14 protein-coding genes and 1 tRNA gene are annotated in these 17,161 nt (G+C 57.9%); 6 read left to right on the plus strand and 9 right to left on the minus strand.

Annotation, left to right across the window (positions count from 1 at the left end; all coding sequences use genetic code 11):
• Positions 1-41: 41 nt before the first annotated feature.
• Complete coding sequence (locus ACQZ5Y_RS03805) at positions 42-1,076, minus strand: substrate-binding domain-containing protein (RefSeq protein WP_003514907.1); 1,035 nt, start codon at positions 1,074-1,076, stop codon at positions 42-44.
• Positions 1,077-1,270: 194 nt separating this feature from the next.
• On the minus strand, positions 1,271-2,530 hold the full coding sequence (gene phoR / locus ACQZ5Y_RS03810) for a phosphate regulon sensor histidine kinase PhoR (RefSeq protein WP_174049355.1): 1,260 nt from the start codon (positions 2,528-2,530) through the stop codon (positions 1,271-1,273).
• A 240-nt stretch (positions 2,531-2,770) separates the two neighbouring features.
• Here phoR and ppk2 point away from each other — a divergent pair, with 240 nt between their 5' ends.
• Positions 2,771-3,652: a polyphosphate kinase 2 gene (gene ppk2 / locus ACQZ5Y_RS03815; RefSeq protein WP_174049165.1), complete on the plus strand. Its 882-nt coding sequence runs from the start codon at positions 2,771-2,773 to the stop codon at positions 3,650-3,652.
• Positions 3,653-3,713: 61 nt separating this feature from the next.
• Here the strand turns inward: ppk2 and ACQZ5Y_RS03820 are convergent, their stop codons facing one another.
• Entirely contained in the window at positions 3,714-4,859 is a 1,146-nt protein-coding gene (locus ACQZ5Y_RS03820; protein WP_003514901.1) for a hypothetical protein, read from the minus strand.
• 255 nt (positions 4,860-5,114) lie between these two features.
• On the opposite strand from ACQZ5Y_RS03820, the gene ACQZ5Y_RS03825 reads away from it, so the two are divergent.
• From ACQZ5Y_RS03825 to ACQZ5Y_RS03840, 4 genes are all read left to right on the plus strand, one after another.
• Complete coding sequence (locus tag ACQZ5Y_RS03825; protein WP_003514899.1) at positions 5,115-6,077, plus strand: NAD(P)H-dependent flavin oxidoreductase; 963 nt, start codon at positions 5,115-5,117, stop codon at positions 6,075-6,077.
• A 137-nt stretch (positions 6,078-6,214) separates the two neighbouring features.
• Positions 6,215-6,290, plus strand: a tRNA-Thr gene (locus ACQZ5Y_RS03830).
• 167 nt (positions 6,291-6,457) lie between these two features.
• The gene (locus ACQZ5Y_RS03835; RefSeq protein ID WP_003514897.1) at positions 6,458-6,616 is read left to right on the plus strand and encodes a YqaE/Pmp3 family membrane protein; all 159 of its coding nucleotides are present in this window, start codon (positions 6,458-6,460) and stop codon (positions 6,614-6,616) included.
• Between the two features lie 327 nt (positions 6,617-6,943).
• Positions 6,944-7,186 (plus strand): DUF982 domain-containing protein, encoded by a 243-nt coding sequence (locus ACQZ5Y_RS03840; RefSeq protein WP_003514896.1) that lies wholly within the window; start codon positions 6,944-6,946, stop codon positions 7,184-7,186.
• Between the two features lie 66 nt (positions 7,187-7,252).
• Here ACQZ5Y_RS03840 and ACQZ5Y_RS03845 read toward each other — a convergent pair whose 3' ends face one another.
• From ACQZ5Y_RS03845 to ACQZ5Y_RS03870, 6 genes are all read right to left on the minus strand, one after another.
• Positions 7,253-7,645: a PRC-barrel domain-containing protein gene (locus tag ACQZ5Y_RS03845; RefSeq protein WP_003514894.1), complete on the minus strand. Its 393-nt coding sequence runs from the start codon at positions 7,643-7,645 to the stop codon at positions 7,253-7,255.
• Between the two features lie 127 nt (positions 7,646-7,772).
• The gene (locus tag ACQZ5Y_RS03850; RefSeq protein ID WP_013635414.1) at positions 7,773-8,654 is read right to left on the minus strand and encodes a helix-turn-helix transcriptional regulator; all 882 of its coding nucleotides are present in this window, start codon (positions 8,652-8,654) and stop codon (positions 7,773-7,775) included.
• 102 nt (positions 8,655-8,756) lie between these two features.
• Positions 8,757-10,946, minus strand: a complete 2,190-nt coding sequence (locus ACQZ5Y_RS03855) for a TonB-dependent siderophore receptor (protein ID WP_174049164.1) — start codon at positions 10,944-10,946, stop codon at positions 8,757-8,759.
• Positions 10,947-11,118: 172 nt separating this feature from the next.
• Entirely contained in the window at positions 11,119-12,795 is a 1,677-nt protein-coding gene (locus ACQZ5Y_RS03860; protein WP_112675281.1) for an ABC transporter permease, read from the minus strand.
• A 72-nt stretch (positions 12,796-12,867) separates the two neighbouring features.
• Positions 12,868-13,884: an extracellular solute-binding protein gene (locus ACQZ5Y_RS03865; protein WP_003514886.1), complete on the minus strand. Its 1,017-nt coding sequence runs from the start codon at positions 13,882-13,884 to the stop codon at positions 12,868-12,870.
• Between the two features lie 154 nt (positions 13,885-14,038).
• On the minus strand, positions 14,039-15,088 hold the full coding sequence (locus ACQZ5Y_RS03870; RefSeq protein ID WP_174049162.1) for an ABC transporter ATP-binding protein: 1,050 nt from the start codon (positions 15,086-15,088) through the stop codon (positions 14,039-14,041).
• Positions 15,089-15,441: 353 nt separating this feature from the next.
• Between ACQZ5Y_RS03870 and ACQZ5Y_RS03875 the strand changes: the two genes are divergently transcribed.
• Positions 15,442-17,154: a long-chain fatty acid--CoA ligase gene (locus tag ACQZ5Y_RS03875; protein ID WP_003514883.1), complete on the plus strand. Its 1,713-nt coding sequence runs from the start codon at positions 15,442-15,444 to the stop codon at positions 17,152-17,154.
• Positions 17,155-17,161 lie beyond the last annotated feature (7 nt).

A 17,161-nucleotide genomic window follows, 5' to 3' on the forward strand; every position in this document is an offset into this window, starting at 1 on the left:
GCGGAGAGAGGGGTGCGGCAGGCCGCACCCCTCCTTGTTTATTACATCGAAGCGCCGGCAGCGAACTTGGAGCGAATTTCTTCGCGTTCTTTTTCCGGAGCGGCAACGAGGCCGTAGTTTGCGAGCGGAGAGTCGGGGCCGATCATTTCGTCAGAAACGAAGAACTCGACATATTCCTTGAGGCCCGGGATAACGCCCAGGTGAGCCTTCTTCACGTAGAAGAACAGCGGGCGCGAAACCGGGTACTTGCCGCTGGCAACGGTTTCCGTGGACGGAACAACGCCGCTGACGGTCGCAACCTTCAGGCGGTCAGCGTTGTTCTCGTAAAATGCCAGGCCGAAAACGCCGAGGCCGGTCTTGTTGGCGTCGATGCGGGCAAGCGTCTCGGTGTAGTCGCCGTCGATGTCGACTGCAGCGCCGTCCTTGCGAACTGCAACGCACTTGGCAGCAGCCTGCTTGGCGTCGGTGATCAGCGCCTTGATGGCGTCGGTCGCCTTGGCTTCCTTGCAGCCGTCAGCCATGATCTTCTCTTCGAAGACTTCGCGCGTGCCGTGCTTGGAACCCGGAATGTAAGCGGCGATCGCTACATCAGGCAGTTCCTTGTTGATTTCCGACCACTTCTTGTAAGGGTTGGCAACGAGCTTGCCGTCCTTGACGATTTCAGCGGCGAGCGCGAGGTACAGATCCTTCGGCTCGAGCTTGATGTCCTTGTTGGAAGAGTCCATTGCGAAGACGATGCCGTCGTAGCCGATCTTCACTTCCTGAACGTCGGCAACGCCAGCGGCCTTACAAGCGGCGAGTTCGTCGCTCTTGATCGGGCGCGAAGCGTTTGCAATGTCGATGGTGCCTTCGCCGACGCCGGAGCAGAACGCCTTCAGACCGCCGCCCGTGCCGCCAGACTCAACAACCGGAGCCTTGAAGTTCGGGAAAGTCTCAGCAAAAGTTTCGGCAACGATCTTGGCATAGGGCAGAACCGTGGAGGAACCAGCAACCTGGATCTGGTCGCGAGCAGCGGCGGCGCCAGCGAAGGCGACAGAAGCCACCAGAGCTGCTGCGGAAAATTTAACGAAGTTCATTTGTCTCTCCCGTCGTGGGCTTGTTTGTGGACGCAGCCGATAGCGGCAGACGCTCTTAGCATGCGCTCGGCGGTCTCTTCTTAACCACCGTAACCACTTCCTTTTATGTCACTTCGGTGAAAGATTTGTGACAGCCTAAATTATTGATTTTATTTATAAAATTTTTCAAAGTAAAATCTGTAACGTACTCTATGTCAGAATCTGACGGTAAAGTCCGTGCCATTGCCCAGTTCCGATTTAATGATGAGGCGGGCGCGGTGGCGGGTGAGGATGTGCTTGACGATGGCAAGCCCGAGGCCGGTCCCTTTTTTGGAGCGACTGTCAGCGACACTGACGCGGTAAAACCGTTCCGTCAGACGCGGCACATGTTCAGCAGGAATGCCCGGCCCCTTGTCAATGACGCTCACCTCCACCGGCTTACCGGGTTCGGCACGCAGCCAGACATCCACGACCTTGCCTTCCTGGCCATATTTACAAGCATTTTCAACGAGGTTCTGAAACACTTGCACCAGCTCGTCGCGGTCGCCCTGCACTTCTGCCGGCCGGTCGGGCAGATGCAGCGTAATAACCACATCCAGCTCGTTGGCGAGCGGCAGCAGCGCATCCCGGACATGGCCGATGACTGGGACGAGATCGACCTTCTGGTCCGGCGCAATATTCGCCCGCAATTCCAGCCTTGAAAGCGACATGAGGTCATCCACCAGCCTGCTCATGCGTGTGGCCTGATCCAGCATGATGGCGAGGAAACGTTCCTGCGCTTTGGGGTCGTTGCGGGCCGGCCCCTGCATGGTTTCGATGAAACCGCGCAGCGAGGCGAGCGGGGTGCGCAATTCATGGCTTGCATTGGCGACGAAGTCGCTGCGCATGCGGTCGATGCGGCGAAGCTCCGAAACGTCGCGGAACGACAGGATGTAGAACGGTGGACCCGCCGCCTCTCCCGCATCCGCCCGGGCAATGCGGACGATGAAGACCCGCTCTGAGGGAAAACGCTCGGAATGCTCGACCTGGTTGGGCTGGCCGGTGGTGATGGTTTCGCGAATGACATCCAGCAAGCCCGGCGAACGCAGCCGCGCGGAAATATGCGCGCCGGCCGGAAGCTGGCCAAAGGCGCGTTCCGCCGCGCCGTTCTGATAAAGAACGCCTGCGTTTTTATCGAGGATGAAGACGGGCGTATCAAGAACGGCCAGACCCGCCCTCACCCCGGAAATGACGTTTTCGCCGGGCACATCAGGTTCTTCCGCCTCAGCAGTTGCGGTTTCATCCTTAGCCGGCTCCTCCGGCTTTTGCCGAGCGGTCAAAATAGCGATGACGGCGCAGAGCCACAGGACGGCGGGCATGTAGGGCGTTTGCAACTCAGAAACGGCAGCAACGGCAAGCATGCTGACGACGAGAACAGGCAACCAGTTTCGGCCAAGCTTTTTCGCAAAAAGCTTCAATCCACTCTCGCCTTTCATGACTGCCATTTCAGCACACTTTCCACTTTCACCTGACAGCGCATCGGAGTCTCATAGGCCAGCTTCATGACAGAGATTCATCATCGCGTATTTTCCACAGCGTATATGCGCAAAATCTGCGCCGCAATCGTCACTGCGATAGCACTCCGGCTAACCAATCCTCTTTCACTTGAATTATGCGGGTGGATATGAACTCATTGGCAGCGAGTTGCCTTTACACAACAACATCAGGAGGAAAGCATGGGCGAAGAAACGAAGAAGCGATCGGTGGAGATCACCATTGGCGGCAAGCTGCGCAGCTTCGACATCGACGATCCGGTTCTTCCCGACTGGGTGGAGGAGAAAAAGCTTTCCGCCGGAGATTTTCCTTACGACAAAAAGATGAAGCGGGAGGAATACGACGCCACCCTCAAGGCGCTGCAGGTGGAGCTGGTCAAGGTGCAGTTCTGGCTGCAGGCCACCGGCAAACGGGTGATGGCAGTCTTCGAAGGACGCGATGCTGCCGGAAAGGGCGGCGCGATCTTTGCGGCCCACGCTTACCTCAACCCCCGCTATGCCCGTGTCGTGGCGCTGACCAAACCAACCGAGACCGAGCGTGGCCAATGGTATTTCCAGCGCTATATCTCGCATTTCCCGACGGCTGGAGAATTCGTCCTCTTCGACCGTTCCTGGTATAACCGCGCCGGGGTGGAGCCTGTCATGGGCTTCTGCACCCCGGAAGAGCACAAGCGCTTTCTCAAGGAAACACCACGCCTCGAAAAGATGCTGGTCCATGAGGGTGTTCATCTGTTCAAGTTCTGGCTTGATATCGGCCGCGAAACGCAGATCGAGCGCTTCCATGACCGTCGCCACAGCCCGCTGAAATGCTGGAAGCTTTCCGACATGGATATCGCCGCGCTGACGAAGTGGGACGACTACACACAAAAGCGCGACGAGATGCTGGAAAAGACCCACACCGATGTCGCCCCGTGGACGGTGGTGCGCGCCAACGACAAACGCCGTGCGAGGGTGAACCTCATTCGCCACATCCTCAATACGCTTGACTACGACGGCAAGGACAAAAAGGCGATTGGCGAAATCGACGACAAGATCCTTGGATCAGGACCGGGTTTTCTGAAATAAGACTGGGAGACGTCAACAAGCGCCCCGGCTGCGGCGCTTGTTCCCTCTTCTTGCTGGATTCTTACTGACCCGGCAAAATGCGCACGGAGTACAGGTTCACCGGGCGGGCATTGCCATCGATATCGCTGTTGATGAAGATCTTGCCGGGCGCATTCGGGGCAAGCGAACGCTCGAACGTCGTGTTCAGCAGCATATCCGCACGCTCGGCCGTGGCCGTGAAACGGTGACGGGAGCAATCGCCCAACGTGGCGAAATCGCATGCTACGGAAACCTGCGTTTGCCGATCGCTGGAGGATTGCAGCGTGATCGAGATGGTCGAGGATTTACCCGCCATGTCGCGCATCACTTCCACCGGAACCTCGACGCTGATTGCGCCGTCCTGAGAGACGCTTCTCGAGGTCACCCGTATCGCCTTGCCGGCGGGTGTGGCGATGTTCTCGACATTGGCGCGGGGGCCTGCCGAAACTCCGGAACTGCCGCGCTCCGCATTAAATACTTCCACCCAGTCGTCGGAAAAACCGCGGCCGGCGGAAAGGCTCGGCGCGGGCTCAGTACCGTTGAAGTCCTCCGCCTGGACTTGTGCCGGCGGATTGGGCACGCTGGTATCGCGCTGCTCCGGCGTGAGCAGCAGGCCGGAGGAATAGACCCACCAGGCGCCGAAACCAACAAAGGCAAGCAGTGTCACGAGCATGAAAAGGCGGGCGAAAAGTCCGCGACGCTTGCGGCGGCCAACGGCACCTTCCGGACGAAACGCGAGCGAGGCGTCACCTGCGCTGGAGCCTCTTCTTGGCGGTTTTCCATTACGACGTCCAGCACTCAGAGGTTCCGGAGCCGCAGCGGCGCCCGGCCGCACATCGCGCGTTTCGCCACGCAATTCCGGCTCGACGGCCATATCGCCGTGATGCTGCGATTGTGAGACGGGATCGACCGAGGGGCCGTCATGCGCCGCACTTTCCGGCACAGGCGGCCGCAACTGCTGCTCCACCCTGTCCAGAAGACGATTCCGCTCTTCATTCTCTATAACATGGATCAGGCTTTCGAGCCGCTGGCGCTGCTGGCCCACAATCTGCGGGTCGTCTATGCCCTGCTTGCGCAGGCCCGCTTCCAGTGCCTGACGGGACGATTGGTAAATTCGTGCACGAACTTCGGCGTTCGATCTGTCCGATTTTTCCAGAGCATTTCTGATTGCCGTTTCCAGTCCGCTCACGACCGATCCTTATTCTACTGCTCTTCGCAAAAAATATGTGGCAGTGCGCCATTGGTTTACGATTCGGTAACGGCTATGCCGCGCCTCCGCAAGCATCGTTTGCGATAAAGACCGGATTGCCTTGGGGAAAATCGATCCATTGTGGCGCTGCGAGCGCAGGTCTGGCGGGCCAGTGCGACGCTGTTTTCGCTTTCAATCCGCTGCCGAACACGATATTGACTTACGTGCGCGTAAACGTAATCTGTGGGAGGAGACATGCTGCCGTCCGTGCTGAAAGACAATCTGCGTCTTCCGGTCATAGCGTCACCGCTATTCATTATTTCGCATCCGCAATTGACGCTGGCGCAATGCAAGGCGGGTGTCATCGGCGCTTTCCCGGCGCTGAATGCGCGGCCCGAAAGCCAGCTGGACGAATGGCTGGCAATGATCACCGAGGAGCTGGCCGCCCACAACAAGGCTAACCCCGAGCGCCCGGCCGCTCCTTTCGCCGTCAACCAGATCGTACATATGTCCAACCGGCGGCTGGAACACGATCTCGGCCTCTGCGTCAAATACAAGGTGCCGGTGGTGATTTCCTCGCTCGGTGCAGTACCGGAAGTCAATGCGGCCGTGCATTCCTATGGCGGTATCGTGCTGCATGATGTCATCAACGATCGCCACGCCCGCTCCGCCATCCGCAAGGGCGCGGACGGGCTGATTGCAGTGGCAACGGGTGCCGGCGGACATGCGGGCACGCTTTCACCCTTCGCCCTGGTTCAGGAAATCCGCGAATGGTTTGATGGCCCCCTGCTGCTGGCTGGCGCCATCGCCAATGGCGGCTCCATCCTTGCGGCGCAGGCCATGGGCGCGGATATGGCCTATATAGGCTCCCCCTTCATCGCGACGCAGGAAGCCCGGGCCTCCGACGCTTACAAGCAGGCGATCGTGGAGGCACAGGCCAAGGACATCGTTTATTCGAACTATTTCACGGGCGTACACGGCAACTACCTGAAAAGCTCGATCGTCGCCTCAGGCATGGACCCCGACAACCTGCCCGAAGCGGACCCTTCCAAGATGGACTTCGAAACCGCCACCGGCGGAGCAAAGGCCTGGAAGGATATCTGGGGCGCCGGACAAGGCATCGGCGCGGTCAAGGTGGTGGAGCCGGTGGCTGACCTCGTCGATCGGCTGGTACGCGAGTATGAGGCAGCCAGACAGCGCATCTGCGCGAGAGGCTGAGGCCACCTATAAACAACGGGCAGGCAAAGCTTTTTTTCGGATTTTTCGAAACCCGCGCATTCAAGGCTTGAAATCCGTCAGCATTGCCTGTATCAGCCCGCCATGAAGCTGATCCGTAACAAACGGGTCACAATCGGGCCGCTTTAGCTCAGTTGGTAGAGCACGTCATTCGTAATGACGGGGTCACGTGTTCGAGTCACGTAAGCGGCACCATTTCTTCTTAAAAAATTCATTTCCGACATTGAGTTGCCTTTGGCGCGGCGTTGTCCACTGGCGGAAATCGTCATTTGGCGCTGCTGCTGCAATCATAAAACCTTTGAAACCAAACAGGCCTCCGCACGTTGAGCAGCAAGTCGCAATCAAATGGAAAGCCTGCCATCGTGGATGTCCTTCGTATTCTCATCGCCATCATTCTTCCGCCGGTTGGCGTGTTTCTCCAGGTCGGACTTGGCCTGCATTTCTGGTTGAATATCCTGCTCACACTTTGCGGTTACATTCCCGGCATCATTCACGCGATCTGGGTGATCCTGCGCAAATGAGATTTGCGCAGGATATGACGGGACAACCATCAGATGCGCACAATATTTTAGTACGTGATTAAATTCGTAATACCGACTGGAACCTCATCTTCTCCCTCACGTTATGGTGATGACACCAGCTAAGGAGAAAATCATGAACCAGATCATCTACATCGTGGGCCTCGTCGTCATCGTTCTGGCGATTCTTTCGTTTTTCGGCTTTCGTTGATCACCGTTGTCAATTCGATCGCTTGCGCTTATTCTAATCAGCGGTAACACACGGCTGCGTTCATGGGTTGCTTTGCTGTCGGGTGTATTTCGGGATCGCGTTGCTCTGGGAGGTGCACGATGAAGAACGAGAGATGGACAGAGCCTGTCGAGGTCAATCTCGAGGCGAAGGGCAAAAGCGTTATCGCCGGCCCGTTCGAGGCACTGATGTTATTGACGGAAGGCTGGCCCAAAATTCGCGGATTGAGTTTCGTGAGAGCCAGAAGCGCCTGCCGCGCTGCGCTTGATGGACGCAAATCGCCGGAGGAAGCGCGAAAGTGTTTTACCGATGCGGTTTCCGAGATGCAGAAAAATCCGCACTGACCATATTCAGACGACAAATGGCCCCTCGAAAGGGGCCATTTTCATGCTTGCTATATTTCGTTCGATCTACATCCAGTAAGGTGCGACGCCGTAGTAGTCGTAAACCTTGCGGTCTCGCGCATGCAGCAGGTCATCATCGTCCAGGTTGGCGAAGTGAGGCGCATTTTCGATCTGCTCTTTGGTAAGATCGATGCGATAGCCATCAAGCTCTTCGTCGTAATGGAGCTTTTCCCACGGCAGCGGATAATAGTCGTCGCCGATTCCGAAAAAGCCACCAAAGCTCAAAACCGCATAGGCGACACGGCCGCCGCGTTTTTCCAGAATGATCCGCTGGATCGAGCCGATATGCTTACCATCGGCGCCATAGACGCGCGTGCCTTCAACCTTGTCGCTGGCGATCAGGCTCGGTGTATCCTTGACGTAAGGGTCCTGCCCGGCACGGGGTTCTTGATGCAACATAACGTCTTTCCTCCTTGGTTTTTCCTCGTGAGTATTACGCCTGGTAAACCCCTCCACCAGAAATTCGTTCCGAAGCTTTTCGCGCGCTGCGGACTGAAGACGCGGATCAGGAGGCGCGGAAAAAGCCCTATTGGCGGATTTTTTGCCAGACGGAAGGAGAAACACCGACCATTTTACGGAAGACGCGGGAAAAATGCGCCTGATCCGAAAACCCGGCTGCGATGGCGATGTCGGTCAGCGCCATGTCGGTTCGCATCATCAGGTCCTTGACCCGATCGATACGCGCCTGCATCTGCCATTGATGCGGCGGTACGCCTGTCGACGCCTTGAAGGCGTGGCTGAAATGGGATTGCGACAGGTTGGTGAGTTCTGCCAGTTCCTCCAGCCTTATCGACCGCAGGCAATGTTCGCGAATGTAATCGGTCGCCGCCCTCAACTGCCAGGAGGCCAGCTTGCTGCGTTTTTTGACCGGCTCCCGCTTCACCTTGAGGAAATCCGTCAATAGCGCCAGCACGAGGCTTTCGCCGTATAGATCGTGCAAAGGGTCTGGATTATCACATTCGGCGGCGATCAGCCGCGCAAGCACCAGCAGGCGCTCATCCTCGAACATCAGGTGCGGATCGAGCAACCCGTGCGGATCGAACCCCTGCACCAGCCGCGCCCCCAGCAATCCCGCATCGAAGTGCAGATCGAGATGGCGCACGAAGGAAACATTGCTGAGTTCCGCATGTATATCCAGGTCGGCCGGTACGAAGGAAATGCGGTTCGCTTCGGATGACGCGTAATTGTCGCGGCGGCTACGGTTCATCATGAACCGGCCATCATTCGTCCCATCCATATCGAGCAGGAAAACGAAACGCGGGTCCTTGCCGACATAGCGGCCACCCGCCTTCGATGCGCAACGCACGTCCCAGAGATCGGCGACGATGCCGTTCCACACCCGCGAGCGTGGGCCGCCGATGACGGCAAAGCCCTCGATCTCATTTTCCATCCGAACGCGGAAAGCCATGGCCTCTCGATCCCGCAAGGCGCAAAGGCGCCCCTATAAACATGATAAGATTATTCATGTTTATAGGGGCAAACTATTTTTCCCGCAACTGCCAGCTACCCGTTACCACTTCTTGGAAAGCTTGAAGGTGATGGTGCGGCTGTCACCCCAGCCGCAAACCGAGACGCCGGCGCAACTCTTGGCGTATTCCTTGTCGAAGACATTCGCGACGTTGACGGATGCCGTCCAGTCGTTCTTCTCGTAGCGGATCGCGGCATCGAAGACCGCAGCATCCGGAACACGCAGCGTGTTTGCCGCATCTGCCCAGGACTTGCCCTGATAACGCACGCCGCCGCCAATACTGAGGCCTTCAAACGTATCATCGGTGAAGGCGTAATCCACCCAAAGCGACGCGGTGTGAGCAGGCACGATCCACGGAGATTTGCCGATCAGGTTAGGATTGGCGTCCTTGGTGATATCGAGATCGGTATAGGAATAGGAGGCGATGGTTTTCCAGTTGTCGGTGAGATTGGCCTTCGCCTCCAGCTCAAAGCCGGTAGACTCCACCTGTCCGAACTGGCCGCTCGTCGTTACGCCGCCGGCGGTATAGGAAACGATGGCGTTGTCCTTCACCAGCTTGAAGACAGAGGCGGTGATGCTGCCATCGAAGAAGGTCGGCTCGTATTTGATACCGGCCTCGAACTGATGTCCTTCCTCGGGTACGGCGGAGCTGCCGTCCGCAAGTGTATCGATGAGCGGATTGAAGAAGGTGGCCGCCGAGACATAGGGCGTCAGGCCATTGTCGAATTCATAGGCAAGACCGGCGCGACCGCTCAGCGCATCGTCATTTGAGCGGCGAGACACACCCGCTGGCAGCCTGTTGTTCAGTTCCGTATCGACGTAATCGTAGCGCCCGTTCAGCGTTACCAGCCAGCCATCGCCGAAACGCAGCTGGTCCTGTGCATAGATGCCGATCTGCTGCTGCGTCACGACGTTATTGGCGTAGACGAAATTCGTTCCCTGCGTCGAACCATAGACCGGGTTGAGCGCACCGATCGCATTCGATCCGCAGCACGCCTGCACCTGATCCAGCTTGTAGTATTTATAATCGAGACCGAAGAGCAGCGAATGGCTGACAGCACCGGTATCGAACTGGCCTTCGACGCGGTTGTCGACGCCGAAACTGTCGACCTTCGACAGGCCGTCATAACCAAAGCGGGTCAGCATATAGTCATTGGTGGTGGCATCGAGGATTGGCTGGCCATTGGCGTCGGTATTGGCCCAGCCGCCCGCATAGGGTCCGGTTTCGTGCTTGTAGAGGTGGCCGTAGCGGGCGTTTTGGCTGATCTTCCAGCCATTGTCGAATTCGTGGCTGACTTCGTAACCCACCATGGACTGGTAGACGCGACCATTGTCGATATCAGGCTCGCCATAAAAGGCCTTGCGGTCGAGCTTGCCGAAAGGTGCGTCAACCACAGTCCCGACATAGGGCAGGAAGCCATTCCCGACATGCACCTGATCCAGCGCCGAGAAATAGCCGTAGAGCGTGGCACTGGTCTGAGCATCCGGCTCGAAGGTGATCTGCGGCATGATGAAGCCACGCAGATCCTCGGAGTAGTCGGTGTAATTATCGCCGCCCGAGACCTTGCCAGTGACGCGGTATTTCCACACGCCCTCACCATCGATCTTGTCGCCGAGATCAAAACCGAAGAAAGCATTGCCGAAATTGTTGATACCGATTTCCGTTTCGCGGACCAGCTCATCCTGCGGGCGCTTGCGAACCATCTGCACGATGCCGCCGGGATTGGCGCCGCCGTAGAGCACCGAAGCCGGTCCCTTCAGCACCTCCACCCGCTCCAAACCATAGGCATCCATCTGGAAACCGCCGAAACCGTAGCTGAACAGGTTCAGCCCATCCAGAAACACGCCGGTCTGGGTTGCCTGGAAACCGCGAATGTAAAACCAGTCCGTATCCGGATCGGTGCCGAAAGGCTCCGCCGTAACGCCGGGCGTGTAGCGCAGTACCTCGTCGATCTTGGTCACGACACCGCGGTCATCCATTTCCTTGCGGCCGACGACCGATACGGACTGGGGAATGTCCTTCGTTTCCGTCTCAGTTTTCGAACCCGTCGCGCTTTTCTTCGCGACGTACCCCCGGACCGGACCGGTGGCGTTTTCCGCGCCCTGCCCCTCGACGGTGATCTCACGCAGGACGGTCGTCTGCTGTGCGTGACCTACCAATGGCGCCATCAAGACAATGGCAGCCGTTCCCAAAGCCAGGCGGCCCAAAAACATCTCATGCAAATTTTTCAAGATATGCCCCGAAACAGATCACGGCCGACGTTTATATACGGCAGGCCGCAGCACCTCAATTAAGCTGAGTATTTACATCAGGATTAAGGCCGGATGCTTGTCGTTTTCTGGGGAGATTTGAAGCTTATTGGCTTCTCGCACAGTTTTGCGCCTGTCATTTATGGTGCAGGCGTCAGCCCTTGCGCCGCCCGATCCTTGCAAGCTGCATGACAGGCAGGATGCCGATGACGACAATCGCCAGTGCCGCAATCGACGCTTCCTCGTAGGTGCCACGCGCTGCCTCACCGTAAAGATGGGTCGCGAAAGTCTCGAAATTCAGCGGCCGTAACAGAAGGGTGGCGGGAAGTTCCTTGACGCAATCGACGAAGATCAGCAAGGCGGCGGCGGCCAGCGATGCCTTTGAAAGCGGCAGATGGATCTGTCGGAATGTCTGTGTTGCGGATCGTCCCAGCGTTCGCGAGGCGTGATCGAAGGATTGCGGGATACGACTCAGGCCGGCATCGACGCCGCCAGCCGCAATGGTGAGGAACCGCGCCGAATAGGCGTAAATCAGGGCCGCACCGCTGCCGATGAAAATGAGGCCGGTGGATATGCCGAACCAGTCGCGCATGGTCTGGTCGACAAACCGGTCGAAGCCGCCAAGCGCAATCAGCACACCTATGGCGATGACCGTGCCGGGGGCCGCGTAACCTACCGTGGAAAGCCTGTAGGACCAGAGCGAGAGGCGTCCCGGAGCAAGGCGCATCGCGTAAGCGACCGCAAGGCCGAGGACGAGAGTGATCGCCGTCGCCAGTCCGGCAAATAGGATGGTATTCAGAGCCTCATCGGCAAAACGGGACGACAGTCCGCTGAACCGGAAACGCTTCCATGCCTCGGTGACGAGATAGCTTGCCGGCGCCACGAAGCCGATCAGAACTGGCAGGCTGCCGAGCGCAAAGGCACCGCAAGCTTTAAGACCGGTGAGACGCACAGGCTCCAGTTCCCTGCTTTTCTGCGCCGACACGATATAACGCTGCTTACGCCGCGCCCATCGTTCAAATGCCACGAGGGCAACCACGATGAATAACATGGAAAGCGCGATCTGCGCCGCACCGGGCAGGTCGGATTTCGTGACCCATGTGGTATAGACCGAAACGGTGAGAGTTCGGACACCAAGGAATTCCGATGCGCCGATATCGTTCAGCGCTTCCATCAGGGCAAGGCTGATGCCGACCGCGACGGCCGGGCGCGCCAAAGGCACCGCAACCTTGAAGAAAGCCGCGCGTCTGGAAACGCCAAGCGTGCGTGCCGCTTCAAGCAGGTTGCCCGCCTGCGTGAGGAACATGGCGCGCACGGGAATATAGACATAGGGAAACAGCACGAAACCGAGCAGGATGATGCAGCCCGTCATGGACCTTATGTCCGGCAGGCGGAATTCACGCGGGCTGGAATAGCCCAGCAGCCAGCGGATCGCCCCCTGCACCGGCCCGATCGGATGCAGGATATCGAGATAGGCGTAAGCGACGATATAGGTGGGCATGGCGAGCGGCAGCAGCAGCGCCCATTCCAGTATTTTGCGGCCGGGAAAATCATAGGCCGTAACCAGCCAGGCGGCAAATGTGCCGATAACACCGGCCAGCAACCCGACGCCGAGCATCAGAACGGCGGTATCCGGCAAAGCCGTCAAAATCACGCTGGAACCGAGATGGGACCACAGGCCATCAGACCCCTGCACCGCCTGCGAGACAAGTGCCAGAACCGGCAGCATGGCGCCACAGACCGCTGCCAGAGACAGGCTCAGCCACCAGAAGGAGGATGAAAACCTTGGTCTTGCGCGGGGCATCAATGGCTGGACGGCGTCTGGATTCATGAGCTTCTTGAAAATACAGGGAAGGCGCCCGCGGATGCGAACGCCTTCCAACTTGTTGTCGCCAATTGGCCTTTACTGGTCGAAACCGACCTTGTCGACCAGCTCGCTCGCCTGTTTGCGATGAGAGACGATCTCCGTCAGCGACTTGTTGTCAACCTTCAGGGTGCCGAAGGAGGCAACGATGTCGTTGAGTGCTGCGCCCTGCCTGACCGGATATTCGAAGTTGGCTTCGGCATAGATCTTCTGGGCTTCGTCCGAAACAAGGTATTCCAGAAGCTTGACGGCTTCGGCCTTGTTCGGTGCGTTCTTGGCAACAGCCGCACCGCTGATGTTGACCTGCGTGCCACCATTCTTGAACGTCGGCAGAACGACCTTGATCGCGTCGCCCCACTTCACCTGCTCCTCGCCACCCTTGCCCGAGCGCATCAGGCCGACATAATAGGAGTTGGCGATGCCGATATCGCAAATGCCGCCGAGGATATCCTTGGCAACGTCACGGTCGCCGCCGCCTGCCTTGCGGGCCAGATTTTCCTTGACGCCGGCAAGCCACTTTTCGGTGTCCGCTGCGCCATAGTGAGCGATGTAGTCGGCAAAGAGAGCCGTATTATAGGGATGCTGGCCGGCGCGAATGCAGATCTTGCCCTTCCACTTCGCATCTGCCAGGTCTTCATAGTTGAAGGAGGCAAGGTCTAGATCCTTCGCCGCATAGAGAACGCGGGCACGCATGGAAAGTGCGAACCAGTGGCCCTTGGCGTCGCGAAGTTCCGCCGGAATAGCCTTGTTCAGGGTTTCGGATTCAACCGGCTGAGTAACACCCTTTTCAGCGAGATCGACGAGATTGCCGGCATCCACCGTCATCAGCACGTCGGCAGGTGAGCTCGCGCCCTCGCTCAGAACGCGCTCTGCAAGGCCATCCTTGAGGAATACGGTGTTGACCTTGACACCGCTGGAAGCCGTGAAGGATTCCAGCAGGGGCTGGATCAGGGCCGGCTCTCTCGTGGTGTAGATATTCAGTTCAGCAGCGCTGACTGATCCCGCTGCAAAGGCGACCGTGCTGGCAAGCAGGGCAAGTTTGGCAAATTTCGTCATGGTGTGTCTCCCTCTTCGATGGCGCAATATAGGGGGAGCAAACATCATACATGACGTATCAAATCAAGTTTTATTTGGCCGTTTTCAGACGGGTTTCGATCACCAACAGTTGAAAATGGAGCGAAAATAAACATGCAAATCCGCTCATTCAACTTCAGGTAAATATCAGGACACCCTTCGGATCGATGCCGAAGCGGACGGCCTTGGTCTTGGCGGGTGTGCGCTGCATCGTCCTGACGCGCAGGTCGGCTGGAAGGCCGGGAACGGCTATGCCGAGTTGTTCGATCTCGCCGAGGAACACACGACTTGATATTTCGCCGGCAATCCCGTCTTTCGCAGCGCTGTCCTCGATGATCGAAATCGCATTGGGGCGAACATAGGCGGTGGCGGCAAGACCTTCCGCCAGACCGGACGCATCGCCCAGAGGCCCGAGCGGCGTTTCCACGCGCCCCTCCCTCACCCTGCCCTCGATCTTGTTGAAGGCGCAGAAAAAATCGGCGGCGTAGCGGCTTTTGGGGTGATCGTGGATTTCGTAGCCCGTGCCGCTCTGGACGATACGACCGCGCTGCATCAGCACCACACGATCGCCGGCGGAAAGCGCTTCTTCCGGATCATGGGTGACCATGATCGCCGTCGTGCCCAGTTGCCGCAGGACGCCCAGCGTTTCCTCGCGCACAGTGTCGCGCAATCCCCGGTCCAGATTGGAAAAGGGCTCATCCATCAACAGCAGGCCGGGTTGCGGGGCAAGGGCGCGGGCGAGGGCTACGCGCTGCTGCTCACCGCCCGAAAGCGTGTGCGGATAGCGCTTGGCCAACTCCTGCAGATGAACGTGCTCGATCATCTCCGCAGCCCGGCGGCGGGCCTCGGCCTTTGGCAATGACCTGAGACCAAACATCACATTCTGTTCGACGGTGAGATGCGGGAAGAGCGCATAATCCTGAAAGACGAAACCGATATTGCGCTTTTCCGGTTCCACGAAACCAGCCGGACCAGCAACAACTGCGCCATTCACACAAACGCTGCCATGATCCGGCGTCTCCACACCCGCTATAATGCGCAGCAGGGTCGATTTTCCACAGCCGGAACGTCCCACCAGGCAAATGATTTCGCCGCGTTCGACGGTCAGATCGATATGGGACAATACATCCATATCGCCGAATCTTTTTCCGACCGATTTCAGTTCAAGCGCTGCGTTGCCTGCCATTTCCAATCCTGCCCTGCTTTGCGAATTATGTTGATCGCTCAAATCAGGATTAAAGTCAAAAGGCGGAGAAAATAGGTTTCCATTCACGAGGTTGCGAGATGTTCGGCAGGAATATTGACGTTTACGTTAGAGTTAAATAGGCTTTGCCGATACGATGGACGTCAGGTGATTAGACGTCTATCATTCGTCATCGGGGAGCGGAGGAGCAGTCGATCCGGTGACGCCACATGCGGTTCCCTCAATCCGGCCATTACGCCGGTTGATTGGGGGTCTCATGATGATCAGGCAGCTTATAGCGCCTTTCATGCGTTCCATCGAACGCACGGCGCGACAGAGACTCTGGGAGGAGAAGCATGAGTGAATTGTCCCTGGGACATCCGGAAAATGTCAGCGCAGAGAAGCGCTGGCTGGCATCCTACCCGCCGGGCGTACCTTCCGAAATCCCCGCATCCGCCAATACCTCCCTTGTCGAACTTCTCGAAAAGAGCTGCGCGAAATTTGCCGACAGGAAGGCCTTTTCCAGCATGGGAAAGTCCCTGACCTACCGGGATCTGGATATTGAAACCCGCGCGGTGGCCGCATGGCTGCAATCCAGAGGGCTGGAAAAAGGCGACCGGGTTGCCGTGATGATGCCGAATATCCTGCAGAACCCCGTCGCCGTATACGGAATTTTGCGGGCAGGCATGATCGTGGTCAACGTCAATCCGCTCTATACGCCGCGCGAGCTGGAACACCAGCTGAAGGATTCCGGCTCAAAAGCACTTTTCGTACTGGAGAATTTCGCCCATGTGGCGCAGCAGGCGGTGCCGAAAACCGCCGTCAGACATGTGGTCGTTGCGGCCATGGGTGATCTCCTCGGCCTCAAGGGACATATCGTCAATCTTGTGGTTCGCAAGGTGAAGAAACTGGTGCCGGCCTACGCTATTCCCGGCTCCATCAGCTTCAAGGCCGTGTTGAAGGAAGGTCAGGGTTTTTCCCTGAAGGCGGTCCGCCTCCTGCCACAGGATATCGCATTCCTGCAATATACCGGCGGAACGACGGGCATTTCCAAAGGTGCGATCCTCACCCACGCCAATCTTCTGGCCAACAAGGCGCAGATCAGCCTGTGGCTGGATGCTGCTTTCACCCAACGCAAGGACCGTCCAGAAGTTCTCAACTTCATCTGCGCGCTGCCCCTGTGCCACATCTTTGCGCTGACAGTGAATTCGCTGATGGGCATCGCGCTTGGCGGCCATAACCTGCTGATCGCCAATCCACGCGATATTCCCGGCTTCGTGAAAGAGTTGTCGCATTATCGACCGCATATTTTTCCGGGTATCAATACGCTGTTCAACGCGCTGATGAACAATGAGGATTTCCGCAAGCTCGATCTGTCCTCGCTCATTCTCGTTCTCGGCGGCGGCATGGCCGTGCAGCGGCCGGTGGCCGAGCGTTGGCTTTCCATGGTCGGCTGCCCGATCGCCGAAGGTTACGGGCTATCGGAAACATCGCCCGTTGCCACCGTTAACAGACTCGATGCCACGGAATTCAGCGGCACCATCGGCCTGCCAATTTCCTCTACGGAAATCGACATTCGCGACGAGGAAGGCAAAAGCCTGCCGACCGGCGAGGTCGGCGAGATCTGCATTCGCGGGCCGCAGGTCATGGCCGGCTACTGGCAGAGGCCGGATGAAACCGCGAAAGCAATGACCGAAGACGGTTTCTTCCGTTCAGGCGACATGGGCTTCATGGACGAGCGCGGCTACACCAAGATCGTCGACCGCAAGAAGGACATGATCCTCGTTTCCGGTTTCAACGTCTATCCGAACGAGATCGAGGAAGTGGCCGCCAGCCATCCCGGCGTGCTGGAATGTGCGGCAATCGGGGTTCCCGACGAACATTCCGGCGAGACCGTCAAGCTTTTCGTCGTCAAGAAGGATCAGTCGCTGACGGAAGCGGAACTCAAGGCCTTCTGCGCCAAAAGCCTGACAAACTACAAACGGCCGAAAATCATCGAGTTCCGAACGGAGCTGCCGAAATCGAACGTCGGCAAGATCTTGCGGCGTGAGTTGCGCAATCTGAACTGAAGGACGA

The organism is Agrobacterium sp. A3-95, from assembly GCF_053521785.1.

Excerpts from the sequence above, each read along its gene's own strand:
- ACQZ5Y_RS03805 (WP_003514907.1), bottom strand. The coding sequence starts at position 1,076 with ATGAACTTCGTTAAATTTTCCGCAGCAGCTCTGGTGGCTTCTGTCGCC.
- ppk2 (WP_174049165.1), top strand. The coding sequence starts at position 2,771 with ATGGGCGAAGAAACGAAGAAGCGATCGGTGGAGATCACCATTGGCGGC.
- ACQZ5Y_RS03825 (WP_003514899.1), top strand. The coding sequence starts at position 5,115 with ATGCTGCCGTCCGTGCTGAAAGACAATCTGCGTCTTCCGGTCATAGCG.
- ACQZ5Y_RS03860 (WP_112675281.1), bottom strand. The coding sequence starts at position 12,795 with ATGAATCCAGACGCCGTCCAGCCATTGATGCCCCGCGCAAGACCAAGG.
- phoR (WP_174049355.1), bottom strand. The coding sequence starts at position 2,530 with ATGAAAGGCGAGAGTGGATTGAAGCTTTTTGCGAAAAAGCTTGGCCGA.
- ACQZ5Y_RS03845 (WP_003514894.1), bottom strand. The coding sequence starts at position 7,645 with ATGTTGCATCAAGAACCCCGTGCCGGGCAGGACCCTTACGTCAAGGAT.
- ACQZ5Y_RS03850 (WP_013635414.1), bottom strand. The coding sequence starts at position 8,654 with ATGGCTTTCCGCGTTCGGATGGAAAATGAGATCGAGGGCTTTGCCGTC.
- ACQZ5Y_RS03870 (WP_174049162.1), bottom strand. The coding sequence starts at position 15,088 with ATGGCAGGCAACGCAGCGCTTGAACTGAAATCGGTCGGAAAAAGATTC.
- ACQZ5Y_RS03875 (WP_003514883.1), top strand. The coding sequence starts at position 15,442 with ATGAGTGAATTGTCCCTGGGACATCCGGAAAATGTCAGCGCAGAGAAG.
- ACQZ5Y_RS03840 (WP_003514896.1), top strand. The coding sequence starts at position 6,944 with ATGAAGAACGAGAGATGGACAGAGCCTGTCGAGGTCAATCTCGAGGCG.
- ACQZ5Y_RS03865 (WP_003514886.1), bottom strand. The coding sequence starts at position 13,884 with ATGACGAAATTTGCCAAACTTGCCCTGCTTGCCAGCACGGTCGCCTTT.